Consider the following 20,210-nt stretch of genomic DNA (forward strand, 5'->3'; position numbering starts at 1 on the left):
GCTTTTTTCTATGGGTGCACATTTTCCATCCCAATCATGGGATCGATTGAACCATCCATAATATTAGTCTTCGTTAAAACAAATTTTTCAATGACATCTGGCATAGGCTGAACGACTTTTTCCACTTTAGTAGTCGTTTTTTCTGCTTGCGTAGACTCAGTCACCTCAACCACTTTTTTGATATCACCATCAAAAATCTGTTCAATGCGTAATAATAACGTGGTTTTTCGGTTAGCTGATTCATTCTCCACACACTCTTCAAATGATCGCTCTTCGCCAAGTAAAATTAACAACTCACTAGCCCGTGTAATGGCAGTATAAAGTAAATTACGTTTAAGCATGCGTTTATATTGCGAAACCATCGGTAAAATCACCATTTTAAACTCACTACCCTGCGACTTATGAATGGATGTACAATAAGCCAACGTAATCTTCTGCCATTCATTTCGTCTGTAGGTCACTTCGGTTTGGTCAAACGCAATAACGAGTTCATCAACCTTATCCTCGCTATCTTTCGCCAATGTAATCCCAACAATTTTTCCAATATCACCATTAAAAACGTTATTCTCAGGACTATTAACCAGATGCAATACTTTATCGCCAATTCTAAATTTTTGATCTCTAAAAAGAACTTCTTTTTGTCGACTATTTTCCAGTGGATTCATAATATCCTGTAACATCTCATTCAAGCGATTGATACCTGCAGCACCACGATACATCGGTGCTAAAACTTGAATATCACTTGACGTAAACCCTTTCGACTTAGCTCGCTCGACCACCTGTTTAATAATGGATTCAACTTGGTATTCACGACTTGCGAAAAATGAACGATCCTTTTGATTTTGCGTAAAATCAGCGGGTAATTCACCCTTTTTAATTGAATGCGCAAGTGAAATAATGGATGAACCGTCACCTTGACGGTAAATATCCGTTAATTCTTTTCGTTCAAGATAATCACTTTTTAATAAATCATAAAAGGTTTGTCCAGGTCCAACTGAAGGTAATTGATCCTTATCCCCCACCAAAATAACTTTCATATCTGTAGGTATTGCATTCAGTAACGTATTCAGTAAGTAGGTATCAACCATCGACATTTCATCAATAATTAATAACCCACCCTCTAAATCTCTCGTTTCAACGTCATTAGTTGATTCTCTACCCGTTAAACCTAAAAGTCTATGAATTGTACTGGCTGGCAAGCCCGTTGTCTCAGTCATTCTTTTTGCAGCTCGACCAGTCGGCGCAGCTAAAAGAATTGGGAATGTTTGTCCTTCACCATAACTATTAATATCAAGAGAAAAGTCATTTAATTCAGCGAACAATTCAACAATACCGTTAATAACAGTCGTTTTCCCTGTTCCGGGCCCACCTGTTAACAAAAATACTTGCGCTTGCATCGCAGCTTTAATGGCATCAATCTGTGATGCCCCATAATTCATATCAAGCTTTTTCTCAATTTTACGAATTGCTTTATCAAGGTCTTTTTCTGCTAAACCAGCTTTTTCTTTACCTGATGACAACAGTCTTTTTAAATGTTCAGCAATTTGATATTCTGCATGGTATAAGTTTTTCAGATAAATTCGTTGCTCATCACCCACAACCAGCCCAGACTTAGCTAAATTAATGAGTTCTTTTGAAATAGCTTCTGGTTCAATTCGAACGCGTCGACTACTCTCCAATAATTGTAAAGAAGCCGTCAGCAATGGCTCTGCCGTTGCATAAGTATCACCATCTTGTTGACATAAATCATTAATACTTTGTAAAATACCGGCTTGGATGCGCCCAGATGAGTCAGCCGCAAAGCCTAATTCTTCAGCAATTTGATCTGCTTTTTTAAAACCAATATTTTCAATATCATTAACCAATTGATAGGGATTCTCTTGAATAATATCCAACGTTTTTTCTTTATACGTTTGATAAATGGTTGCAGCTAGTTGGCTCCCAAATCCAAAACCATTTAAGCCAATAATAATTTGTTCCATCCCATTATTCACTCGAACGGTTTCTAAGAGGGTTGTTTTCTGCTTATTCGATAGCTCTAATGAATCGAGCACCGTATCGTCTGCTAATATTTTATCAATCGTTTGTGTCCCTAACTTGTCAACAATTGCTTCCGCCGTTTTTTTACCGATTCCCTTAAATTCCGCACCAGATAAATAAGTGATGAGCCCCATTTTTGAAGTCGGCGTTTCGTTTTGATAATTACTAGCTTGAAATTGCTTTCCATATTTAGGATGTTCCACTTGTTGACCATAAAAACGATAAATAGCTTCTTCCTTAATATCAGCAAAATTCCCAGTAACAACCACCTCATCTTCCGGCCATTCCAAATTACTTTCAACACTGTGAATTAAAATCACTTTGTAAAAACTATCTTGGCTTTGAAAAAAAATGGTTGCAACTTTCCCAACTAAATAAGCTTGAGTATCATCGTTTTGAGAACCATCATTAAATAAACTTAGTTTCTGAACAACCATTCTTTCACATCCTTTTTATTTATCACGTAATTTTATAAAGGCTTCTATTTCACTTAAGCGTTGTTTTTGGGCAGCAAAATAGGCTTGATCTGAGGCTTTAGCAAGTTCAAAATAGGGCTCAAATTCAAGGCCTAAAACCATATTGGCAAGACCTCGTTGAAAGTTAGCTTTTGCCTGATGCGCATCTACTTCAAGCACTAAATCGTAGTAGCGTGCCGCATTTTCAAATTGACCTAATGCCAAGAAAATATCCCCAATTAATTCATTGGTATCCGGATTTTTAGGAGTTATTTCTTGCGCCGTAATAGCGAACGCCAAAGCCTGTTGATACTGTTCTTGCGCCATATATGATTGAGCAAGCATTAAAAAGGCGTTTTCTTTCATTGCTTGATTTGTTATTTTTTGGAACGATTGAATGGCTTCAGGATAAAGCTCCGCCTCATAAAAGACATTACCAAGGCCGTATTGCAATAAATCACTTTGCCCATCAAAATGTGAGAGTGCTTTTTTATACAATTCTTCGGCCTGAGGGTAATCTTTTAATTTTGTTAAATAACTGCCTAGTTCGTAATAGGCCTGTTGATTATCTGGCTCTTGTTCAACCTTTTCAACCAATTGATGAATTAACTGTTTTGATTCTGCTTCTTTTTCTGCTCTCTTACTCATTCGTTACTCCTTAAACGACATCACTTTCGTCGCGCTCTCTGTCTAAATAGCTCGTATCATTCCATTTAATTAAGTTAAAATCAGTGCCATTTTTAGTTTCTAAAATAGTGGTGCTCGTATTCGATAAACCACCATGTTTACGTAAGTCTTTTAAAGGAACCCCTAATAAGGTTTGAATCAAGGCCCCAAGCGCAGCTCCATGACTCACAATCAAGATATTCGCATCCACATTATTTTGTGCCACAATTTTTTTAATGGTTGGCACCATTCGTGCTAATAAAGTTTCAAAAGTTTCACCATTAATATTTTTAGGATCATATTTATCTGGGTGGTTACGGAAGGCATCAAGCTCTGCTGGGTATTTGACCGCCACATCAGTAAACGCCATCCCTTCCATCTTGCCTAAATGAAATTCTTCTAAATGTGCATCTAAAACGACGCTTAATCCTTGATTCAGTCCAGCATTAAGCAAATCTGCGGTATCTTTGGCCCGTTTGATGGGACTTGAATATATCGCAGCAAATTGCGTTGTTTTAAGCGCGGTAATCAGTTGTTGAATTTCAGTATAACTTTGCTTCAATAATGGTGAATCACCATTTGCACCTTGATATCTGCCTTCAAGATTCCATTCTGTTTTACCATGTCGAATAAAATATAGTTTAACCATCAGTCAATAGACCCCTTCGTTTTTCATCTCTATTATATTATGCCACAAAAATAAAAAGGCACCAACAAAACATTTGTTTTGTTGGTGCCTTCATTAATTTTAAACGTATTGTAATTGTTTTGAACCTTCATTTGAACTTTTAAATGCAGCATCAATAATACCACTACCTAAGCATTCTGCACCGTCATAGAAGACAACAGCTTGTCCAGGTGTAATGGCACGTACTGGAGCGTCAAAAGTAACGGTCGCTTCTGTATGCGCGTCATTTAAATGAACGGTTACGCCGACATCTGTCTGACGATATCTGAATTTAGCAGTGATATGGAAATCATTACCAAAACGATCAATGGGTGAAATGAAACTTAACTCTGAAGCTTCAAGATAATCTGCGTAAAGCAAATCATTATGGTAGCCTTGACCCACCATCAATGTATTCGTTGCTAAATCTTTCCCAACAACGAACCAAGGATCGTTACCTTCACCTGTACCACCAATACCAAGACCTTTACGTTGACCAATAGTGTAGTTCATTAGGCCGTAGTGCTCGCCCATTTTGACACCGTCAACTGTCATCATGTTACCTGGTTGTGCAGGTAAATATTCGCCAAGGAACTTCGTAAAGTTACGTTCGCCGATGAAACAAATACCGGTTGAATCTTTCTTCTTTGCAGTTGAAAGACCCGCTTCTTCAGCAATTCGTCTCACTTCTGGTTTTTCAATGTTTCCAATTGGGAACATTACTTTTTGAATTTGTTCTTGTGATAATTGGCTTAAGAAATAAGTTTGGTCCTTGTTGCTATCATCGCCACGCAACATATGCATAATCCCGTCAGCATCTTGCTCAACTTGTGCATAATGTCCCATTGCGATGTAATCAGCGTCAAGTTCCATTGCATAGTCAAAGAATGCTTTGAACTTAATTTCTTTGTTACACATCACATCAGGGTTCGGTGTCCGACCCTTTTTATATTCGTCCAAGAAATAAGTGAAGACACGGTCCCAATATTCCTTTTCAAAATTAACGGAATAATAAGGAATTCCGATTTTGTTGGCTACTTTAGCAACATCTTTGTAATCTTCCGTTGCCGTACAGACACCCATTTCATCCGTATCGTCCCAGTTTTTCATGAAGACACCGACAACATCATAACCTTGTTGCTTTAATAAATAAGCCACAACTGACGAATCGACACCACCACTCATCCCAACAACGACACGAGTTTTACTATTATCTGGCATACTATCACCATCATTTCAATTAGATTCTGAAAAAATCTACGATTTGAAGGTCGCACTATTTCAGTAAATACTATTATACCAATAATCTGAACTAATACAAGCCTAGCGTGTCGTAAAAGGTTGATTCATTTATTGCATCTATTAATTTTTTATTTTATTCTGACTTACTTTAAAATCTACCTCTTTACCTAAAAATACATAATCTGCTGAAATTCCATATAGTTTTTCTATTTTAATTAATAAATTCATTGGAATATTTGAACTATCTTTTTCATAATTCACTAATAATGTTGCATCTATATCTAAAATTTCCGATAATTCTTCAACTGTACAACCTATATGTCTGCGTAAGTCACCTAGAGTCATTTGAAACATTTCATTTCCTCCATTAAATTAGCAACGCACTAATATATGTATTAAATCGTAATTCATCATCAATCAACCATTTATTGAAAAGTTCGAATTAAGTAGGTTATAATAACAAGAACAAAGAAAGCAAGAAGGAGATGTCCTATGGCAAGAGGTGAATTAACGCCACGAGAGATTGAAACACGACAGATTATTTCTAATAATATCAATAATCTATTATCTAAAAAAAATAAAAAACAAATAGATATTTCCAATTCTACAAAAATACCAAAAAGTACCTTAACGGGGTATGTTAAAGGTACTTCTACACCAACACCCGGTAATATTCAAAAAATCGCTGACTTTTTCAATGTTCCAAAATCTTTTATTGATCCACGTTTCGCAAACATCAAAAATGATACATTGAATATTATTCGCATTCCTGTCATTAATCAAGGCCCTTTTAATGGCCCAATTATTTCAGATACAAATATATCCAATTATATTAGCGAAACCGCTGAATCGATTCCTACAGACAATTTATTCTATTTAAAAGCTGATGATGAATCTATGGCACCAACTATTCCAATGAATAGTGTCATATTAATACATATGCAATCAACCATTGAAGATGGTGAGATTGCCGCTATATTAGTTAATTCTGATTCAAAAATCATTTTAAAACGAGCTAAATACCAAAAAGATACTTTAAATTTACTATCTGATAATCCTGCCTTTGATCCAATTATTCTTGATAATTCGGCTAAAATTTTGGGTAAAGCAATAATGTTAAAAGTTCAGTTATAATTCATTTTTATCTAACTCATAAATTTTCAAATATAATAACTATCAGGTCACAACATTTAAGATACAACAACGCCTTGACATAATTCTGAGCCTTAACTAATATTTTACGCACTAAATCCCATTATATTTTTGATGTATTTTGCATTTTCATAAGTTGTTAATTTTTCAAGTAACAAAAAAGCAGCCTTAAAAGCTGTTCCAGGATTAACAGACGCAATAACTTTTCCCTTTGTCTGTTTGATAACGTTGTATTGCGGCAGACTGTCTCTGAAACCACTCAATTGCTTAAAACCTAAACTAGTTGGATAAATATAGGATGTGATTGTTTTACCTTTAAGGATGTTGGCCCGTTCAAACGATAAATCGCCATAACAAACAGTAACAGTCGTTATTATTTTATTATGTTCACTAAAATAATTAATGGTCTTAGTAATCTCGTCTCTAAAAACATCGTCATAAAAATGAGATTCCTCAAAACCACCGGGAATAACCAGCGCATCAAATGTATCTAACTCAATTTCATGCAACTGGTATTCAGGTTTTACTTGCATATTCCATGTACTTTTTACAATTGGATGCAAGCCCACTGTCACAAGCTCAGTTGAATGGTCTCCCTCCATCATATTCCAGCCCATCACATCGGTAAAAACACCAGCTTCAATTGCTTCAAACCCATTTGGCAACAATAACATTATCTTACTCATGGTTAAATCCCCTCCTCGTTAAAATTATTATATACGAATTAATTCGTACTGTAAACGTTTTTCCTTAGATTACAAAAAAAGCCTACTCATTTTAATCAAAAAATGAGTAGGCTTTTTAATTATTGATTCTATTAATTATTAATAATGCGGTTAGTTTTTCTTCAAGACATCCCGATCAATCAACTGTCCAATCACATAATTAAATTGTTCAGTTTCAGATTTTTTATCTTCATCTTTAAAAATATTAACTGCTTTAAGTCCGTTCGCTGTTGTCGTTGACATTTTGAACCCACTTAAAGATTTATCAACAATAATTTTAACTTTAATTCCTTGATTAAAAGGTGAATTAGGATCTAAAGATCTCTCCAATTGAAAATTGCCTGCTTTAGTTTCTGCAAACCCTAAATCTCTTAATGTGTATTTTTTTACATTAAGACTTAACTCATAAGTTGCTGTGTCTCCCAAAAGTTGAACGCTTTTTTCAAATGCCATAATGAACGACCTCCTATTTTTTTAACCGATTAACGATTCTAGTAAGTTGACTGACAAACAGATCAATTTCTTCAGCCGTATTGTCTTTTCCGAAGCTCAAGCGGATAGATTCAGCCACTCGTGGGCTTTTTTCACCATACATGGCTATTAACACATGAGAAGGTTCCAAATTACCCGCAGTACATGCAGAACCACCAGAGACGGCAACACCAGCCAAATCCAAACGGGTTTGTAGGACTTCGGTTTGAACGCCTTTAATCCAGATATTAAAGACATGTTGTAAGTTATCATCCGAAAGTAACCCATTAATTTCAAAATCAATCTGATTAGCATGCAAGCCCGCAATAATTTGTTGCTTAAATCCCTGATATTTCACTTGACGTGCTTTTTTCTCATCATTAGAAACCAATGACACTGCTTTAGCGAAACCTGCGATGGCTGGTACATTTTCTGTCCCCGCACGTCTTTTATCTTCTTGCTCTCCACCTTTAACAAATGATGGGAAAAAGACTGATTCTCGTTTATATAAGAAACCCAAAAACTTCGGACCATTCAATTTATGCGCTGACGTTGATAACAGATCGATATGATCTGCATTAACATCGATATCCAATAGACCATATGCTTGAACCGCATCCGTATGGAACCAAGCTTGATGATCTTTCAAAATCTCACCAATTTCATGAATCGGCATGTGACTCCCCGTTTCATTATTTCCCATCATAATTGACACTAAAATCGTATCATCCCTTAAAGCATTTTTAAAATCTTCCATATTAATAACACCATCTTCATTAACTGGTAGATAAGTAACTTCAAAGCCAATGGATTCTAAATACTGCATCGATTTTAAAATAGCCTGATGTTCTACTGCTGTCGTAATTAAATGCTTTCCAAGTGATTTTCTTTGAATTGCGGTCTGCATAATAGCCGTATTATCACTCTCAGTTCCACCACTTGTAAAAATAATTTCTGAGTCCTTGGCATGAATACTGTCAGCAATAACTTGTCGACTATCGTCAAGCACCATTCGTGCCGAACGTCCAAATTGGTGAGGACTTGAGGCATTTCCAAAAGTATTCTTCATAACATCTGTCATGACTTCAATGACTTCACTAGCCATTGGTGTAGTTGCTGCGTTATCTAAGTATATTCCTGACATTAATTTTCTTTGGTCTCCTTTAATTTAATAGGGATAAAATCATTTGAGCTGATTTTTGGCCAGCTTCAATAATAAACTCGTCAAATGTTTGACCAGCTTCTTGGTCAGCAACATCTGACATGGCTCTCACAATGGCAAATGGCACGCCAAATTGATGGGCTGCCTGACCAACTGCTGCACTTTCCATTTCACTGCAAAGCGCATCTGGGAAATGATTAAGGATGACATCTGTTTGCTTCTGACTAGCAATAAATTGATCCCCTGACACAATAAGACCTGGTTTGATAACCAAATCATTATCTTGCGCTGCTTTTTGAATGGCAGCATTTAAACTTGTATCTGCCAAGAACTTAGTTGGTTGCTGTGGTAACTGGCCAATTTCGTATCCGAATGCAGTTGCATCAACGTCGTGATAAGCAACCTCCGTCGCTAAAACAACGTCACTAATCTTAAGGCCTTGTCCAATCCCACCAGCTGAACCAGAATTAATCACTGCGGTTACACCGAATTCGGCAATTAAAAGTGCAGTTGTCATTCCTGCTTGAACCTTACCAATACCTGATCTCACCAAAACAACGTCATTTTTGTTAATTTGGCCAGTATAAAAAGCAATCCCACCAATTTCTTTATCTGTTCGATTTTCTAAATGACTCCTAAGTGAAATAATTTCTTCTTCCATTGCGCATAAAATACCATATATCATTATTCATAACCTCCGTTTTATATTAGGGTAAAAAGAATAAAATTAAAAACACAATCACAATTGCGACTACTAGAATACCAATGGTCCAATTCAAAGCGCGATTTAACCGATTCTTTTTAGGTGTTTCATTGGGTTGTTCTGTGAAAGAGCTTCTTGTAGGATGCTCATCCTGATCCTGTTTTTCAACCCGTTGTCGTTCTTTCTGACGAGATTCAGGCTCATTCTCTAATTCTTGTAATCTTTGGTACTCGCTTCTTGATAATTTTGTTTCATCATCCATGTCTCTCACCTTTTAATCGTTCGATTTCCCAATGGGCAACCGCTAAAATAGTTTTAACATCTGTGATTTCACCAGATTTAATCTTAAACTGAACCTCATCAAACGTCAACTCAATCAAATTTAAAAATTCATCAGTATCTTGCGGTAATTCAGTCTCCACAGGTTCCAAACCAGTTGCGTAAAATAACGTTAAATACTCATCAGCAAAGCCTAATGCAGAATGGAATCCATAAATTTTAGTTAACTGTTTTGCTTTATAGCGGGTTTCTTCATTAAGTTCACGTGTCGCTGTCTCAATTAAGTCATGATCAGCACTATCAATTTTACCAGCTGGAATTTCTAAGGATGCTTTTCTAATGGGTGCTCGCCATTGATTAACTAAAACAATCTTGTCTTCATCCGTTACCGCCAGCACACCAATAGCGCCATGATGATGCACGATTTCTCTATGCGATTGTTCACCATTAGGTAACACAACTGTTTCATTGACAACTTCTATGACATGGCCTTTAAAAATTGAATATTCAGCTAAAACTTTTTCTTCTAAATTCATTTAATTACCTCGTCATCTTACTTTATTTAGTTAAAATATTGCTTTAAAAAATGGGTTACTTTCTTTTGATACCCAACATTATCTTTGGTAAATGAAGCACCATGTTTTGCACCTGGTACAACAAATATTTCTTTAGGTCCTTTTGTTGCCGCAAAATTTTTGTAAACCATCTCAGTTGGCACAAAAGTATCCGCAGCACCATGAATAAATAGCACTGGTAATTTATTCTTGTGTAATTGCTTAATTGAACTTGCTTCATAAAATGAGTAACCGGCCTTTACTTTAGAGATGAGACTAGCAACTGGAATAATTGGAATTTTAGGCAAATGATACATCTGTTTTAATTGATAAGTCAGCTCATCAGCCACACTTGTATAGCCACAATCTTCAATAATGGCCTTCACTTGTGTTGGTAACTTCTTCTCGCCACTCAACATCATGACCGTAGCGCCACCCATACTAATCCCAAATAAAGTGATTTTTGCATTTTTACCTTGATAATCAACCACTTTGTTAAGCCACTGTAAATTATCTTTTCTTTCTAACCAGCCGTAACCAATATACTTACCTTGGCTTTGACCGTGTGCCCTAGCATCTGGCGCGATAACGTTATATCCCAGATCATGATAAAAATGGATAAATCGGACCATTCCCTCTTTATTGCTCATGAAGCCATGTGCCACAAAGACCGTTTTTTCCGTTTTTTTGTCCGCTGGCACATAAATTGCTTTAAGTGTTAAATGATCTTTGGACGTGATTTTCCAATTTAGCTTTTTAACTTGTTTTAACCATGCATTTTCTTTCTTCACCTCGGCACTGATTGGTTCAGGCTTAATAAATCCCTTAGTGGTCGGTGTTTCAGCATAATTAAACAAATAGTAACTGATTCCAAAAATCACAAGACCAATTATTAAAAGTGCCATACAAATTCCGATAAGCCATTTTTTCATTCATTTTCCCCAAGCGTTTCCTTTTATTTTAAATTAAAAAAAGGATAAAAGACAGTCATTTATGCCCCTTATCCTAATTAAATTATACGATACTTGCGATAAAATCTAAATAAGCATCTTGTTCATTCGTTGGAACCCATTCTGCATTAGAAAAATCACCAGTCATGGCAGCATCTAAATCAACCGTCACATTGGCAACATTAGTTGCGTTCCCAATTAGAGACATCCAATAATTGCCTTGCTCCGTTTGATGCACAATCGTTTTAACCATTCCACCAGGATTTTTAACCTTTATTTCAGTTTCAAAAGGCACTTGGTCATGACTCAATAACACAAACATTAAACTTGAAGCAGACATGGCTGTCCCACAAGCATTTGTGAAACCAACCCCACGTTCATAGGTTCTAACAAAAATAGAATTACTCGTTAATTTTTCAACAAAACTGACATTGACGCCATCAGGGAAATAAGGATTCTCACCATTTAAATAAGTGGCAATTCTTCCAAGTTCTGGGCCTTCCAATGTTTCATGATCAACAAACGTAATTAAATGTGGATTAGGCACCGAAACAGCTGAAAATTTTAACGTCTTTGAAAATTCAGGCACAATTTCATTAATCAACGTTTCTCGGTTCAAAAATAGTGGTAATGTTTCTGCCGCAAAACTAACGGGTGAAATTTCCACATTGTACGCAGCGACGTCTGACTTCAAATTTGGTGCTTTCTTAACCTTTAAATCAGCGTGCATCGTCTCAACTTTAAATTCTGTTTTTCCAAATTGATTTTCTAAATAACGGCCAACCGTTCTCAAGCCATTCCCACACATGCTTGCTTCTGTCCCGTCAGCATTAATCACTCTCATTTGGCCTAAAACATCAATATGCGCTGATTTATTAACAACTAAAATACCATCTGAACCACCATGTAGACCAGAATTTCGGTCACACATTTTAATGGCTAAATTTTTTAATGCTTCATCAGATAAAGGGTTCTCTAATTTCGTTTGATCTAAAAGAAAAAAATCATTTTCTGATCCATGTACTTTTATTAATTGCACATTAAACACCTGCTCTCACTGTCATTGTATAGCCTATATATTACCCTATATTTTAAAATTTGTAATCATTTTAGCTCAAAAAAAAGAATAACTTGACGTTATTCCCCTTTTGACTTATTTAATTTTCAAAACCTTCTGTAACTGCTTCTGGATAACTTGCTTTAACAATTGTTGTACAACGATGACAAAGTGTTGGTAATTCAGGATCCTCACCAACATCTGTTTTAACCATACGACATCTTTGACAAACTTCCCCAGTTGCAACTTCAACTTTAACAGCTAAGCCATCAAATTTAGTAGCATCCTCTGGTGCATCATCAAATGATAGAATATCCAAAGCAGACACAATCAATTGTTGACGAACATCTGTATCAAGTGCATCAAGTAATGCTTTGTCAGAATCAGTCACATATAAACTAACCTTTGCTTCGAATGATTTACCAATTAACTTCGCATCACGCGCATCCTCTAAAGATTTTAAGACATATGAACGAATCTTCATAAAGGCTTGCCAATTTTCAACAATTTTAATTTCACCATCAAAATGTGACACTTCTGGCATTTCACTTAATTGAACATAGTCTTCTGGTTCTTTCAAATAGTCCCAAACTTCTTCAGTTGTATGTGGCAAGATAGGTGTTAACAACTTAGCCATTGTCATCACAATCTGATAAAGAACTGTTTGCATTGAACGTCTTTCAAAACTATCTTCAGCTTCGATATAGACAATATCTTTTGCAATATCCAAATAGAAAGCTGATAGTTCATTTGAAATAAATGTAATGACTTTTTTATAGATTGCTAAGAAATCATATTCTGCATAATTATCTAAAACTTCTTTTGAAAAGGCATTTAATTTAATTAACATATATTTATCTGCAGATGCTAAATCATCAAACGCAACGGCATTTTTACTTGGTTCGAAATCAGTTGTATTAGCCAAGATGAATTTAAATGTATTTCTAATCTTACGATATGTTTCAGAAACTTGTTTTAAAATGTCCATTGAAACAGCGACATCTGAAGATGTATCTGCAGATGCTGTCCATAAACGGATAATTTCAGCCCCTGATTGTTTGATAACTTTGCTTGGTAAAATAATGTTACCAAGTGATTTACTCATCTTATGACCTTTATCATCAAGTACAAAACCTTGTGACATCAATTGTTTGTATGGTGCAATTTCATTGGTTGCAACAGATGTAATAATACTTGAATTGAACCAACCACGATATTGATCTGAACCTTCCATATATAAATCTGCAGGATACGTTAAGTTATCACGTTTTCCTAACACACCTCGATGTGAAGATCCTGAATCAAACCAAACATCCATAATATCTTCTTCCTTGGTGAAACCACCGTTAGGACTATGTTCACTTGTAAATCCTTCAGGAAGTAATGCTTTAGCATCATGCTTGAACCAGATATTTGATCCATGCTCTTCAAATAATTGTGCCACATGTTCAATCGTTTCTGGTGTAATAATAGGTGTGCCATCTTCTGCATAGAAGATAGGTAATGGGACACCCCAAGCACGTTGACGTGAGATTACCCAATCGCCACGATCTCTAATCATGTTGTAAAGACGGACTTTACCCCATTCATTTTTGAAATCAACTTTATCAATTTCTTTTAAAATATCATCACGGAACATTTCAACAGATGCAAACCATTGTGCTGTTGCACGGAAAACAACTGGTTTCTTTGTACGCCAATCATGTGGATAACTATGCGTAAAGAATGATAATTTAAGTAAATGACCATTTTCTTTCAATTGGTCTGTCACTAATGGATTAGCTTTGTCATAGAAGATACCTTCAAACCCAGGAGCCTCTTCATTCATAACACCTTTTTCATCCAAAACAGACACAACAGGTAATTTATATTTTTGTCCAGCAATAAAATCATCTTCACCATGTCCTGGAGCTGTATGCACAAGACCAGTACCAGAATCTAACGTAACATGGTACCCAAGAATAACTAATGATGTCCGGTCATATAATGGATGTTGAACTGTCATGTATTCCATATCGCGACCAGAAAATTCTTTTAAGACAGCAACATTTTCCCAATCAAATTCTTCTTTTAAAACACTCAAACGTTCTTCAGCAACAACATATTTTGTGCCATCTGCATCAATTTGAATATATTTATAATCAGGATGTACAGCGACACCATAATTAGCTGGGATTGTCCATGGTGTGGTTGTCCAGATAATCATTTTTGTATCAGTATCTAAAATATCTTTGCCATCAACGACATCAAATGTAATATACATTGATGGTGATTTAATATCTTGATATTCGATTTCTGCTTCAGCCAAGGCTGATTCTGATGATGGTGACCAATAAATTGGTTTTTTACCTTTATAGATATAGCCTTTTTGAGCCATTTCACCAAACATTCTGACTTCTTCAGCTTCAAATTCAGGTTGTAACGTCATGTATGGGTTGTCCCATTCAGCTGCTACTCCTAAACGTTTAAAGTCTTCACGTTGTAAATTAACTTGTTCTAAAGCATATTTTTCACAAAGTTCACGAAATGCAGCTTTTGACATTTTTTTACGATCGACACCCTGTTTAACCAATTGTTGTTCGATTGGTAGCCCATGAGTATCCCAACCAGGAACATAAGGTGCTCTGAATCCCATCATTGATTTTGAGCGAACAATGATATCTTTTGTAATTTTATTCAAAGCATGTCCCATATGAATATTTCCATTAGCATATGGAGGACCATCATGTAAAACAAAGCTTGGTTTGTTCTCATTCAATTTTTGGCGTAATTCATAAACATTATCATCATTCCATGCCTCTTGTCGTTCAACCTCTTTAACGGGCAAGTTTCCACGCATTGGAAATTCTGTTTTACCTAAGTTTAAGGTTTCTTTCATTTTCATAGTATGAACTCCTTTTAAAAGTTATTTTATTTCATTATACAAAAAAAGACTCCGTTACAAGGGACGAAGTCTTCGTGTTACCACCCAAATTTAGAAATACGACTTCATAGAAGCCCTATTTTACTCAACCATCGTGGTAACGGAGATGAATCCGATTAAACTTACTTATTATTTCAGTTTAATTTAACTCATTGAGAGGATAAATTATATAACAGTGATTATCGATCTTACACTATCATCGATTCGCTAAGAATATATCATATAATTATTGTTCTCAAATCTAGTTGTTATCTGGGAAGATAACCATTGTATCTTGATCATTTTTTTCAGAAATTTTATTGTCATCTGATTCAGCAATAATTTCAGTAACAACGACATCATCATTATTAACTGTTTCTTTAATTTTTTTGGCTTCACGTTTTTCTTTATCTTCTTCACGTTTTAAAACGTCTTGAATTTCAGAATACGTACTTGTTTCGCCTTGTTTTAAAATTTCATCCCAATCAGAACTTTTAACAACTTCTAATTGTGATTCCATCATAACTTTGAGACGTTGACGGAAGATACGTGCTTGTTTCTTCAAGTCATCCGTTTCAACAGCTAATTTTTTAGCTTTTTCTGAAGCCATATCAATAATATGTTTAGCCTTTTCGTTGGCTTCATCAATAATATCATGACCTTGTTTTTGTGATTCTTTGTTAATAATTTCAGATTCACGTTTAGCATTAATCTTAACACGGTCTGCAGCTTCTTGGGCAACAATAATTGATTGGTTTAATGAATCTTTCAAATCATTAAAGTATTCCAATTTTTCATTACTCGTTTTAACTTCATCAGTTAAATTTTCGTTTTCTTTCAAAGTTAGTTCGTAATCTTTAATAATTTTGTCAAGAAAATCATTAACTTGATCTTGATCATAACCTCTTAATTTTACGTTAAATTCCTTATTGTGAATATCTAATGGACTTAAAGTCATTTTGCACGTCCTTCAAAATTTATTTTTTTAATACTGATAACTCTAATTTATATTTATCTTTTCTAGTCTTACCTGCAATGAAATCTAATTTAATTCGACCGAATCCACGAATTGATAGAACATCAAACTCTGCCAATTCATAATCAGGCTTATCAATAACTTGCCAATTCAAACTCACTTTTTCAGAATTAACTAAGTTTTTAGCATTTTGTCGTGACATATTATAAACAGCTGAAATAACTGAATCAATTCGCAATGATGCAACCAATTCGGATTGTGATTGCCATTCATCTATGACAGTAACGATTTGAGAAAAATGAATTTCTTCAAGAGACACTTTAATTTTACCAATGCGATCAATTTGATTTATCAAATAATCTGCCATTTTTTTCTCAACAACAACCTGCCATTGCTGGCCATCCGTTAAAATATCTCCAATAACTTCTCTATCCAATCCTGCATTAGCCAATGTACCCAAAATTTGACCATGCTTCAGCGTCGCAAATTTGACTGGATATTTGATTTCAATGAGTTGTAAATCAAAATCACTATCCTGAACATCAAAATATGCTGGATAAAAAAGCAATCTTTGTCGCTCAGCATTTTCGGTACCACCAAACAATTTCATACTAATTTCATCATTTTGACCTAATAGATAAGTTGCTATATGAGCTTCTCTAGGATTTAAAAAATGTGTTAAAACAGCTCTATATTCTGATTTGGCTTGTTCAATATAATCCGACAATGTATCAATAATGTCTTTTTCATCAGCTCTAAAATGTTGGTAAATGATGTCATTCATATTACTACCCTCCAATTAAAGGAGAAATCAACGTATTTAAAAGTCCCATAATACCATTTTGAATAAAACCTAATGCAATAATCGCGATAATTGGTGAAAAACTAATACCACCAATTGCCGGAATAAAGCGATCAAAAAATGCAAGATAAGGCTGACAAATTCTACTTAAGAAATGACCAACTGGTGTATTATACGCACCCGGAAACCATGACATTAAAACATAAACAAAGAGTGCCAGCTCATAAGCATTGAACGCCCATCTAATGACCCTAGCCAGAAGTAGAATTAATTCAATCATAGATACACCTCGATTTTTCTTTTATTCGAATGTTTCAAAAATATTATCCGCCATGTTTCCTTCAACAATAAATGAGTTCGGCGTACAGAGAAAAATATTATCTCCAATTCTTTGAATTGTTCCATTAACAGCAAAGACGGTTCCAGACAAAAAATCAACAATTCGTTTAGATTGAACATCATCCATCTTTTGAAAATTGACAACAATTGCTTGATTTTGTAACAAATGCGTTGCCATATCTTTAACGTCAGAATAAATTCTAGGTTCAAATAAATTAATTTTTTGTGGCTGGCTATGCTTACCATTGATTGAAACAACCTTATTACTTTTATTCAATGACGAAGTCTGCATAGACTCTTCAGCTTGATAACCATCATTTTCAAAATCATCATCATCTTCTGCTAGTCCAAAAAAACGACCAATTTTTTCAAAAGCCATAATAACTGTACCCTCCCCACTGATTCAATTTACTTAATCTTTACGACGTCTTCTGAAAAATGGTGGTGTACTTAAACTGTCATCATTACCGGCTGATTCTTCATCATTACTGATATCATTTTTAAAGACATCAAAGCTTGGCTTTTCAACATTGTCAAACTCTGTTGATTTCTTTTCTTCAGGTTTACTTGATGAATGCATAATATCCCAATCATCAAAACGATCTTCTTGTTTTTCAGTTGGTGTTGCTTTAGGCGCATCAGTTCTTGGTAATGTTCGTGTATGAACGGTTGCTTTTTTTTCTTCTTTAACATCATCAATACCAGTTGCAATCACTGTTACAACAATTTCATCGCCTAAATCTTCATTGATTGATGTTCCAAAAATAATATTAATTTCATCAGATGCTGCTTGTGAAATGATTTCAGAAGCTTCTTGCGCTTCAAAAAGACTCATGTCAGCACCACCAGTAATATTTAATAACACTTGTTTTGCTCCATCAATTGAAACTTCTAATAATGGTGAAGAAATTGCTTTTTTCGTTGCTTCAGCAGTTCTATTTTCACCAGTAGCAGAACCAATTCCCATCAATGCAGTCCCTTGATCAGCCATCACTGTTTTAACATCGGCAAAATCCAAGTTAATTAAACCAGGTGATGTAATTAATTCAGAAATACCTTGAACACCTTGACGTAAAACATTATCTGTTTCTTGGAATGCTTCAAGCATTGGTGTCTTCTTGTCAATAATTTCAAGTAAACGGTTGTTAGCAATAACAACTAATGTATCGACTTGATCTCGAAGATTGGCAATTCCCTCAGCAGCAAAACGACTACGTTTTGGTCCTTCAAATGTAAATGGACGTGTTACGATACCCACTGTTAAAATGCCTTGATCTTTAGCAATCTTAGCGACAACAGGAGCAGCACCGGTACCGGTACCACCACCCATTCCAGCAGTAACAAAGATCATATCTGCGCCGTCAATTGCTTCAGTGATTGCTTCTTCACTTTCTTGTGCAGCTTTACTTCCAATATCTGGCGTTGCACCAGCTCCTAAACCACGAGTTAATTTAGGTCCTAATTGAATTTTAACTTCTGCTTTTGAACTTTCTAATGCCTGAACATCAGTATTCAATGCAATAAATTCAACACCTGAAACGTTTTCGTCAATCATGCGATTAACAGCATTACCACCAGCGCCACCGACACCAATTACTTTGATTACTGCGCCTTTATCTTCACTTGAGTCCAAAGAAAATTCCATTACTTACTTCCTCCTGTTTAATCGAAGAACCCATTAAAAAAGTTTTTAACTGATTCTAAGGTATCCCCCGATGTTTTTGGTTTTCTAGTTTTTTTAACTTTACTTTTTGCTTCTTGCTTTTTAAATTTGTCACTGTCTGGTTCGACAACATTATAATTTGCTTGATCAATATCAAGTCCCATTGCACTCTTTGTTAACAATGTGACTTCATCTTGCCCAACCGCATAATTAATCAAGCCTAAAGCTTGAGCAAACGAAGGATATCGTAGTCCCATTTGGTCAGGAACATAGGTTTTGACTTGAACTTGTAAAATCTCAGATGCAAGTTCTGCAATGCCTGGTAAAGCTGCAAGACCACCAGTCAGAATAACACCGCCCGGTAAATCCAATGCCTTGATAGCATCCAATGAATTTTTTATTTTACTCAAAATTTGAGAAATTCTTGCTTCAATAATCTCCGATAAATATTTTTCAGAGATATTAATTGGTTCACTTTGACCAACAACATCAACTGGAAAAACATCCTCTTCTGAAGCTAATTCAGAATTGGCAAAGCCATAATTACGTTTCAATTTTTCAGCATTTTCGACAGAGGTATTAAGGACCACAGAAATATCTTTCGTGACAAAATCGCCACCTTCTTGATCTACATATGTAAATTTCAACTTATGATCGTGAATCACAGAAGCAGTCGTTTGACCCCCACCAAGATCAATAAGTACGGTACCAAAATCTCTTTCACCATCTGACATCGCAACTGATGCAAGTGCCAATGGATTTACGATTGTTTCTCTAATTGTTAATCCAGCGTTTTCAACACATTTTTTCAAATTATGAATAATCGTTTTAGGCCCTGTATAAACGGACCCATGCATTTCTAATCTGACACCAATCATACCGCGTGGATCTTTAATGCCATCAAAACCATCAACAACGAATTCATCGGCAATGATATCGATCATATCTCTTTCAGGTGGTAAATTTTGAACTAATGCTGCACTGGCAACATTTATAACGTCTTCATTTGTAATTTCTTTTGATTCATCTGAAACGGCAATCATACCGTTACAAGGAATAATTTGTAATAAATTAGCAGGAATGCCAACATGTACTTCACTAATTTGAATATTTGCTTTTTCTTCAGCTTGTTTAATCGCTTTTTGGACTGAAACAACTGCTTTATCAATATCGACTATAATGCCTCTATTTAAGCCTGCTGAACGTTCATTACCGATACCAATTACATTCAACTGGCCGTTAACATATTCAGACACGATAACTTTAATTGATGTTGTTCCAATATCCAACCCAACATATATACCTGCTTCACTCATTTGAAAAAGAACCTCCCTTACAGTATAATTTTAATATTATTTTTTATAAGATATAGTACTCATATTTTACCACAGTAAGACCGCATTTA

21 protein-coding genes are annotated in these 20,210 nt (G+C 35.3%); 1 reads left to right on the forward strand and 20 read right to left on the reverse strand.

Annotated elements, in window-relative coordinates; translation table 11 throughout:
* Positions 1-8 precede the first annotated feature (8 nt).
* From recD2 to ACVPPR_RS05390, 5 genes are all read right to left on the reverse strand, one after another.
* Complete coding sequence (gene recD2, locus ACVPPR_RS05370) at positions 9-2,477, reverse strand: SF1B family DNA helicase RecD2 (protein ID WP_462303819.1); 2,469 nt, start codon at positions 2,475-2,477, stop codon at positions 9-11.
* Between the two features lie 15 nt (positions 2,478-2,492).
* Positions 2,493-3,143, reverse strand: coding sequence for a tetratricopeptide repeat protein (locus ACVPPR_RS05375; protein WP_462303820.1), 651 nt, complete (start codon positions 3,141-3,143; stop codon positions 2,493-2,495).
* 10 nt (positions 3,144-3,153) lie between these two features.
* Entirely contained in the window at positions 3,154-3,810 is a 657-nt protein-coding gene (locus ACVPPR_RS05380; RefSeq protein ID WP_462303821.1) for a histidine phosphatase family protein, read from the reverse strand.
* A 99-nt stretch (positions 3,811-3,909) separates the two neighbouring features.
* Positions 3,910-5,049: a tRNA 2-thiouridine(34) synthase MnmA gene (mnmA, locus tag ACVPPR_RS05385; RefSeq protein ID WP_462303822.1), complete on the reverse strand. Its 1,140-nt coding sequence runs from the start codon at positions 5,047-5,049 to the stop codon at positions 3,910-3,912.
* A 141-nt stretch (positions 5,050-5,190) separates the two neighbouring features.
* Positions 5,191-5,424: a helix-turn-helix domain-containing protein gene (locus ACVPPR_RS05390; protein WP_462297445.1), complete on the reverse strand. Its 234-nt coding sequence runs from the start codon at positions 5,422-5,424 to the stop codon at positions 5,191-5,193.
* A 138-nt stretch (positions 5,425-5,562) separates the two neighbouring features.
* On the opposite strand from ACVPPR_RS05390, the gene ACVPPR_RS05395 reads away from it, so the two are divergent.
* Positions 5,563-6,204 carry an XRE family transcriptional regulator gene (locus tag ACVPPR_RS05395; RefSeq protein ID WP_462303823.1) on the forward strand — a complete coding sequence of 214 codons (642 nt, stop codon included), beginning with the start codon at positions 5,563-5,565 and terminating at the stop codon, positions 6,202-6,204.
* 104 nt (positions 6,205-6,308) lie between these two features.
* Here ACVPPR_RS05395 and ACVPPR_RS05400 read toward each other — a convergent pair whose 3' ends face one another.
* The 15 genes from ACVPPR_RS05400 to ftsA all read right to left on the reverse strand — a co-directional run bounded on the left by ACVPPR_RS05400 (position 6,309) and on the right by ftsA (position 20,121).
* Complete coding sequence (locus ACVPPR_RS05400) at positions 6,309-6,908, reverse strand: DJ-1/PfpI family protein (protein ID WP_462303824.1); 600 nt, start codon at positions 6,906-6,908, stop codon at positions 6,309-6,311.
* Between the two features lie 150 nt (positions 6,909-7,058).
* Complete coding sequence (locus ACVPPR_RS05405; protein WP_462297442.1) at positions 7,059-7,400, reverse strand: DUF1831 domain-containing protein; 342 nt, start codon at positions 7,398-7,400, stop codon at positions 7,059-7,061.
* 13 nt (positions 7,401-7,413) lie between these two features.
* On the reverse strand, positions 7,414-8,562 hold the full coding sequence (locus ACVPPR_RS05410; RefSeq protein WP_462303825.1) for a cysteine desulfurase family protein: 1,149 nt from the start codon (positions 8,560-8,562) through the stop codon (positions 7,414-7,416).
* Between the two features lie 19 nt (positions 8,563-8,581).
* A complete protein-coding gene (locus ACVPPR_RS05415; RefSeq protein WP_462303826.1) occupies positions 8,582-9,265 on the reverse strand; it encodes a 5'-methylthioadenosine/adenosylhomocysteine nucleosidase in 684 nt (227 codons plus the stop codon).
* Between the two features lie 22 nt (positions 9,266-9,287).
* Complete coding sequence (locus ACVPPR_RS05420; RefSeq protein ID WP_462303827.1) at positions 9,288-9,545, reverse strand: hypothetical protein; 258 nt, start codon at positions 9,543-9,545, stop codon at positions 9,288-9,290.
* Positions 9,538-10,098 carry an NUDIX domain-containing protein gene (locus ACVPPR_RS05425; RefSeq protein ID WP_462303828.1) on the reverse strand — a complete coding sequence of 187 codons (561 nt, stop codon included), beginning with the start codon at positions 10,096-10,098 and terminating at the stop codon, positions 9,538-9,540. Before ACVPPR_RS05425 ends, ACVPPR_RS05420 begins: the two co-directional genes overlap by 8 nt.
* A 26-nt stretch (positions 10,099-10,124) precedes the next feature.
* Positions 10,125-11,048 (reverse strand): alpha/beta fold hydrolase, encoded by a 924-nt coding sequence (locus ACVPPR_RS05430; protein WP_462303829.1) that lies wholly within the window; start codon positions 11,046-11,048, stop codon positions 10,125-10,127.
* A gap of 82 nt (positions 11,049-11,130) precedes the next feature.
* Complete coding sequence (dapF, locus tag ACVPPR_RS05435; protein WP_462303830.1) at positions 11,131-12,105, reverse strand: diaminopimelate epimerase; 975 nt, start codon at positions 12,103-12,105, stop codon at positions 11,131-11,133.
* Positions 12,106-12,223: 118 nt separating this feature from the next.
* Positions 12,224-15,007, reverse strand: a complete 2,784-nt coding sequence (ileS, locus tag ACVPPR_RS05440; protein ID WP_462303831.1) for an isoleucine--tRNA ligase — start codon at positions 15,005-15,007, stop codon at positions 12,224-12,226.
* Positions 15,008-15,287: 280 nt separating this feature from the next.
* Positions 15,288-15,983: a DivIVA domain-containing protein gene (locus ACVPPR_RS05445; protein WP_462303832.1), complete on the reverse strand. Its 696-nt coding sequence runs from the start codon at positions 15,981-15,983 to the stop codon at positions 15,288-15,290.
* 19 nt (positions 15,984-16,002) lie between these two features.
* Entirely contained in the window at positions 16,003-16,785 is a 783-nt protein-coding gene (locus ACVPPR_RS05450) for a YlmH family RNA-binding protein (protein WP_462297433.1), read from the reverse strand.
* A gap of 4 nt (positions 16,786-16,789) precedes the next feature.
* The gene (locus ACVPPR_RS05455; protein WP_462297432.1) at positions 16,790-17,083 is read right to left on the reverse strand and encodes a YggT family protein; all 294 of its coding nucleotides are present in this window, start codon (positions 17,081-17,083) and stop codon (positions 16,790-16,792) included.
* 21 nt (positions 17,084-17,104) lie between these two features.
* Positions 17,105-17,521 carry a cell division protein SepF gene (locus ACVPPR_RS05460; RefSeq protein WP_462297431.1) on the reverse strand — a complete coding sequence of 139 codons (417 nt, stop codon included), beginning with the start codon at positions 17,519-17,521 and terminating at the stop codon, positions 17,105-17,107.
* A 33-nt stretch (positions 17,522-17,554) separates the two neighbouring features.
* On the reverse strand, positions 17,555-18,787 hold the full coding sequence (gene ftsZ, locus ACVPPR_RS05465) for a cell division protein FtsZ (protein WP_462297430.1): 1,233 nt from the start codon (positions 18,785-18,787) through the stop codon (positions 17,555-17,557).
* A gap of 17 nt (positions 18,788-18,804) precedes the next feature.
* The gene (ftsA, locus tag ACVPPR_RS05470; protein ID WP_462297429.1) at positions 18,805-20,121 is read right to left on the reverse strand and encodes a cell division protein FtsA; all 1,317 of its coding nucleotides are present in this window, start codon (positions 20,119-20,121) and stop codon (positions 18,805-18,807) included.
* Positions 20,122-20,210: the final 89 nt, after the last annotated feature.

The sequence above is a fragment of the Dellaglioa sp. L3N genome, assembly GCF_054941095.1.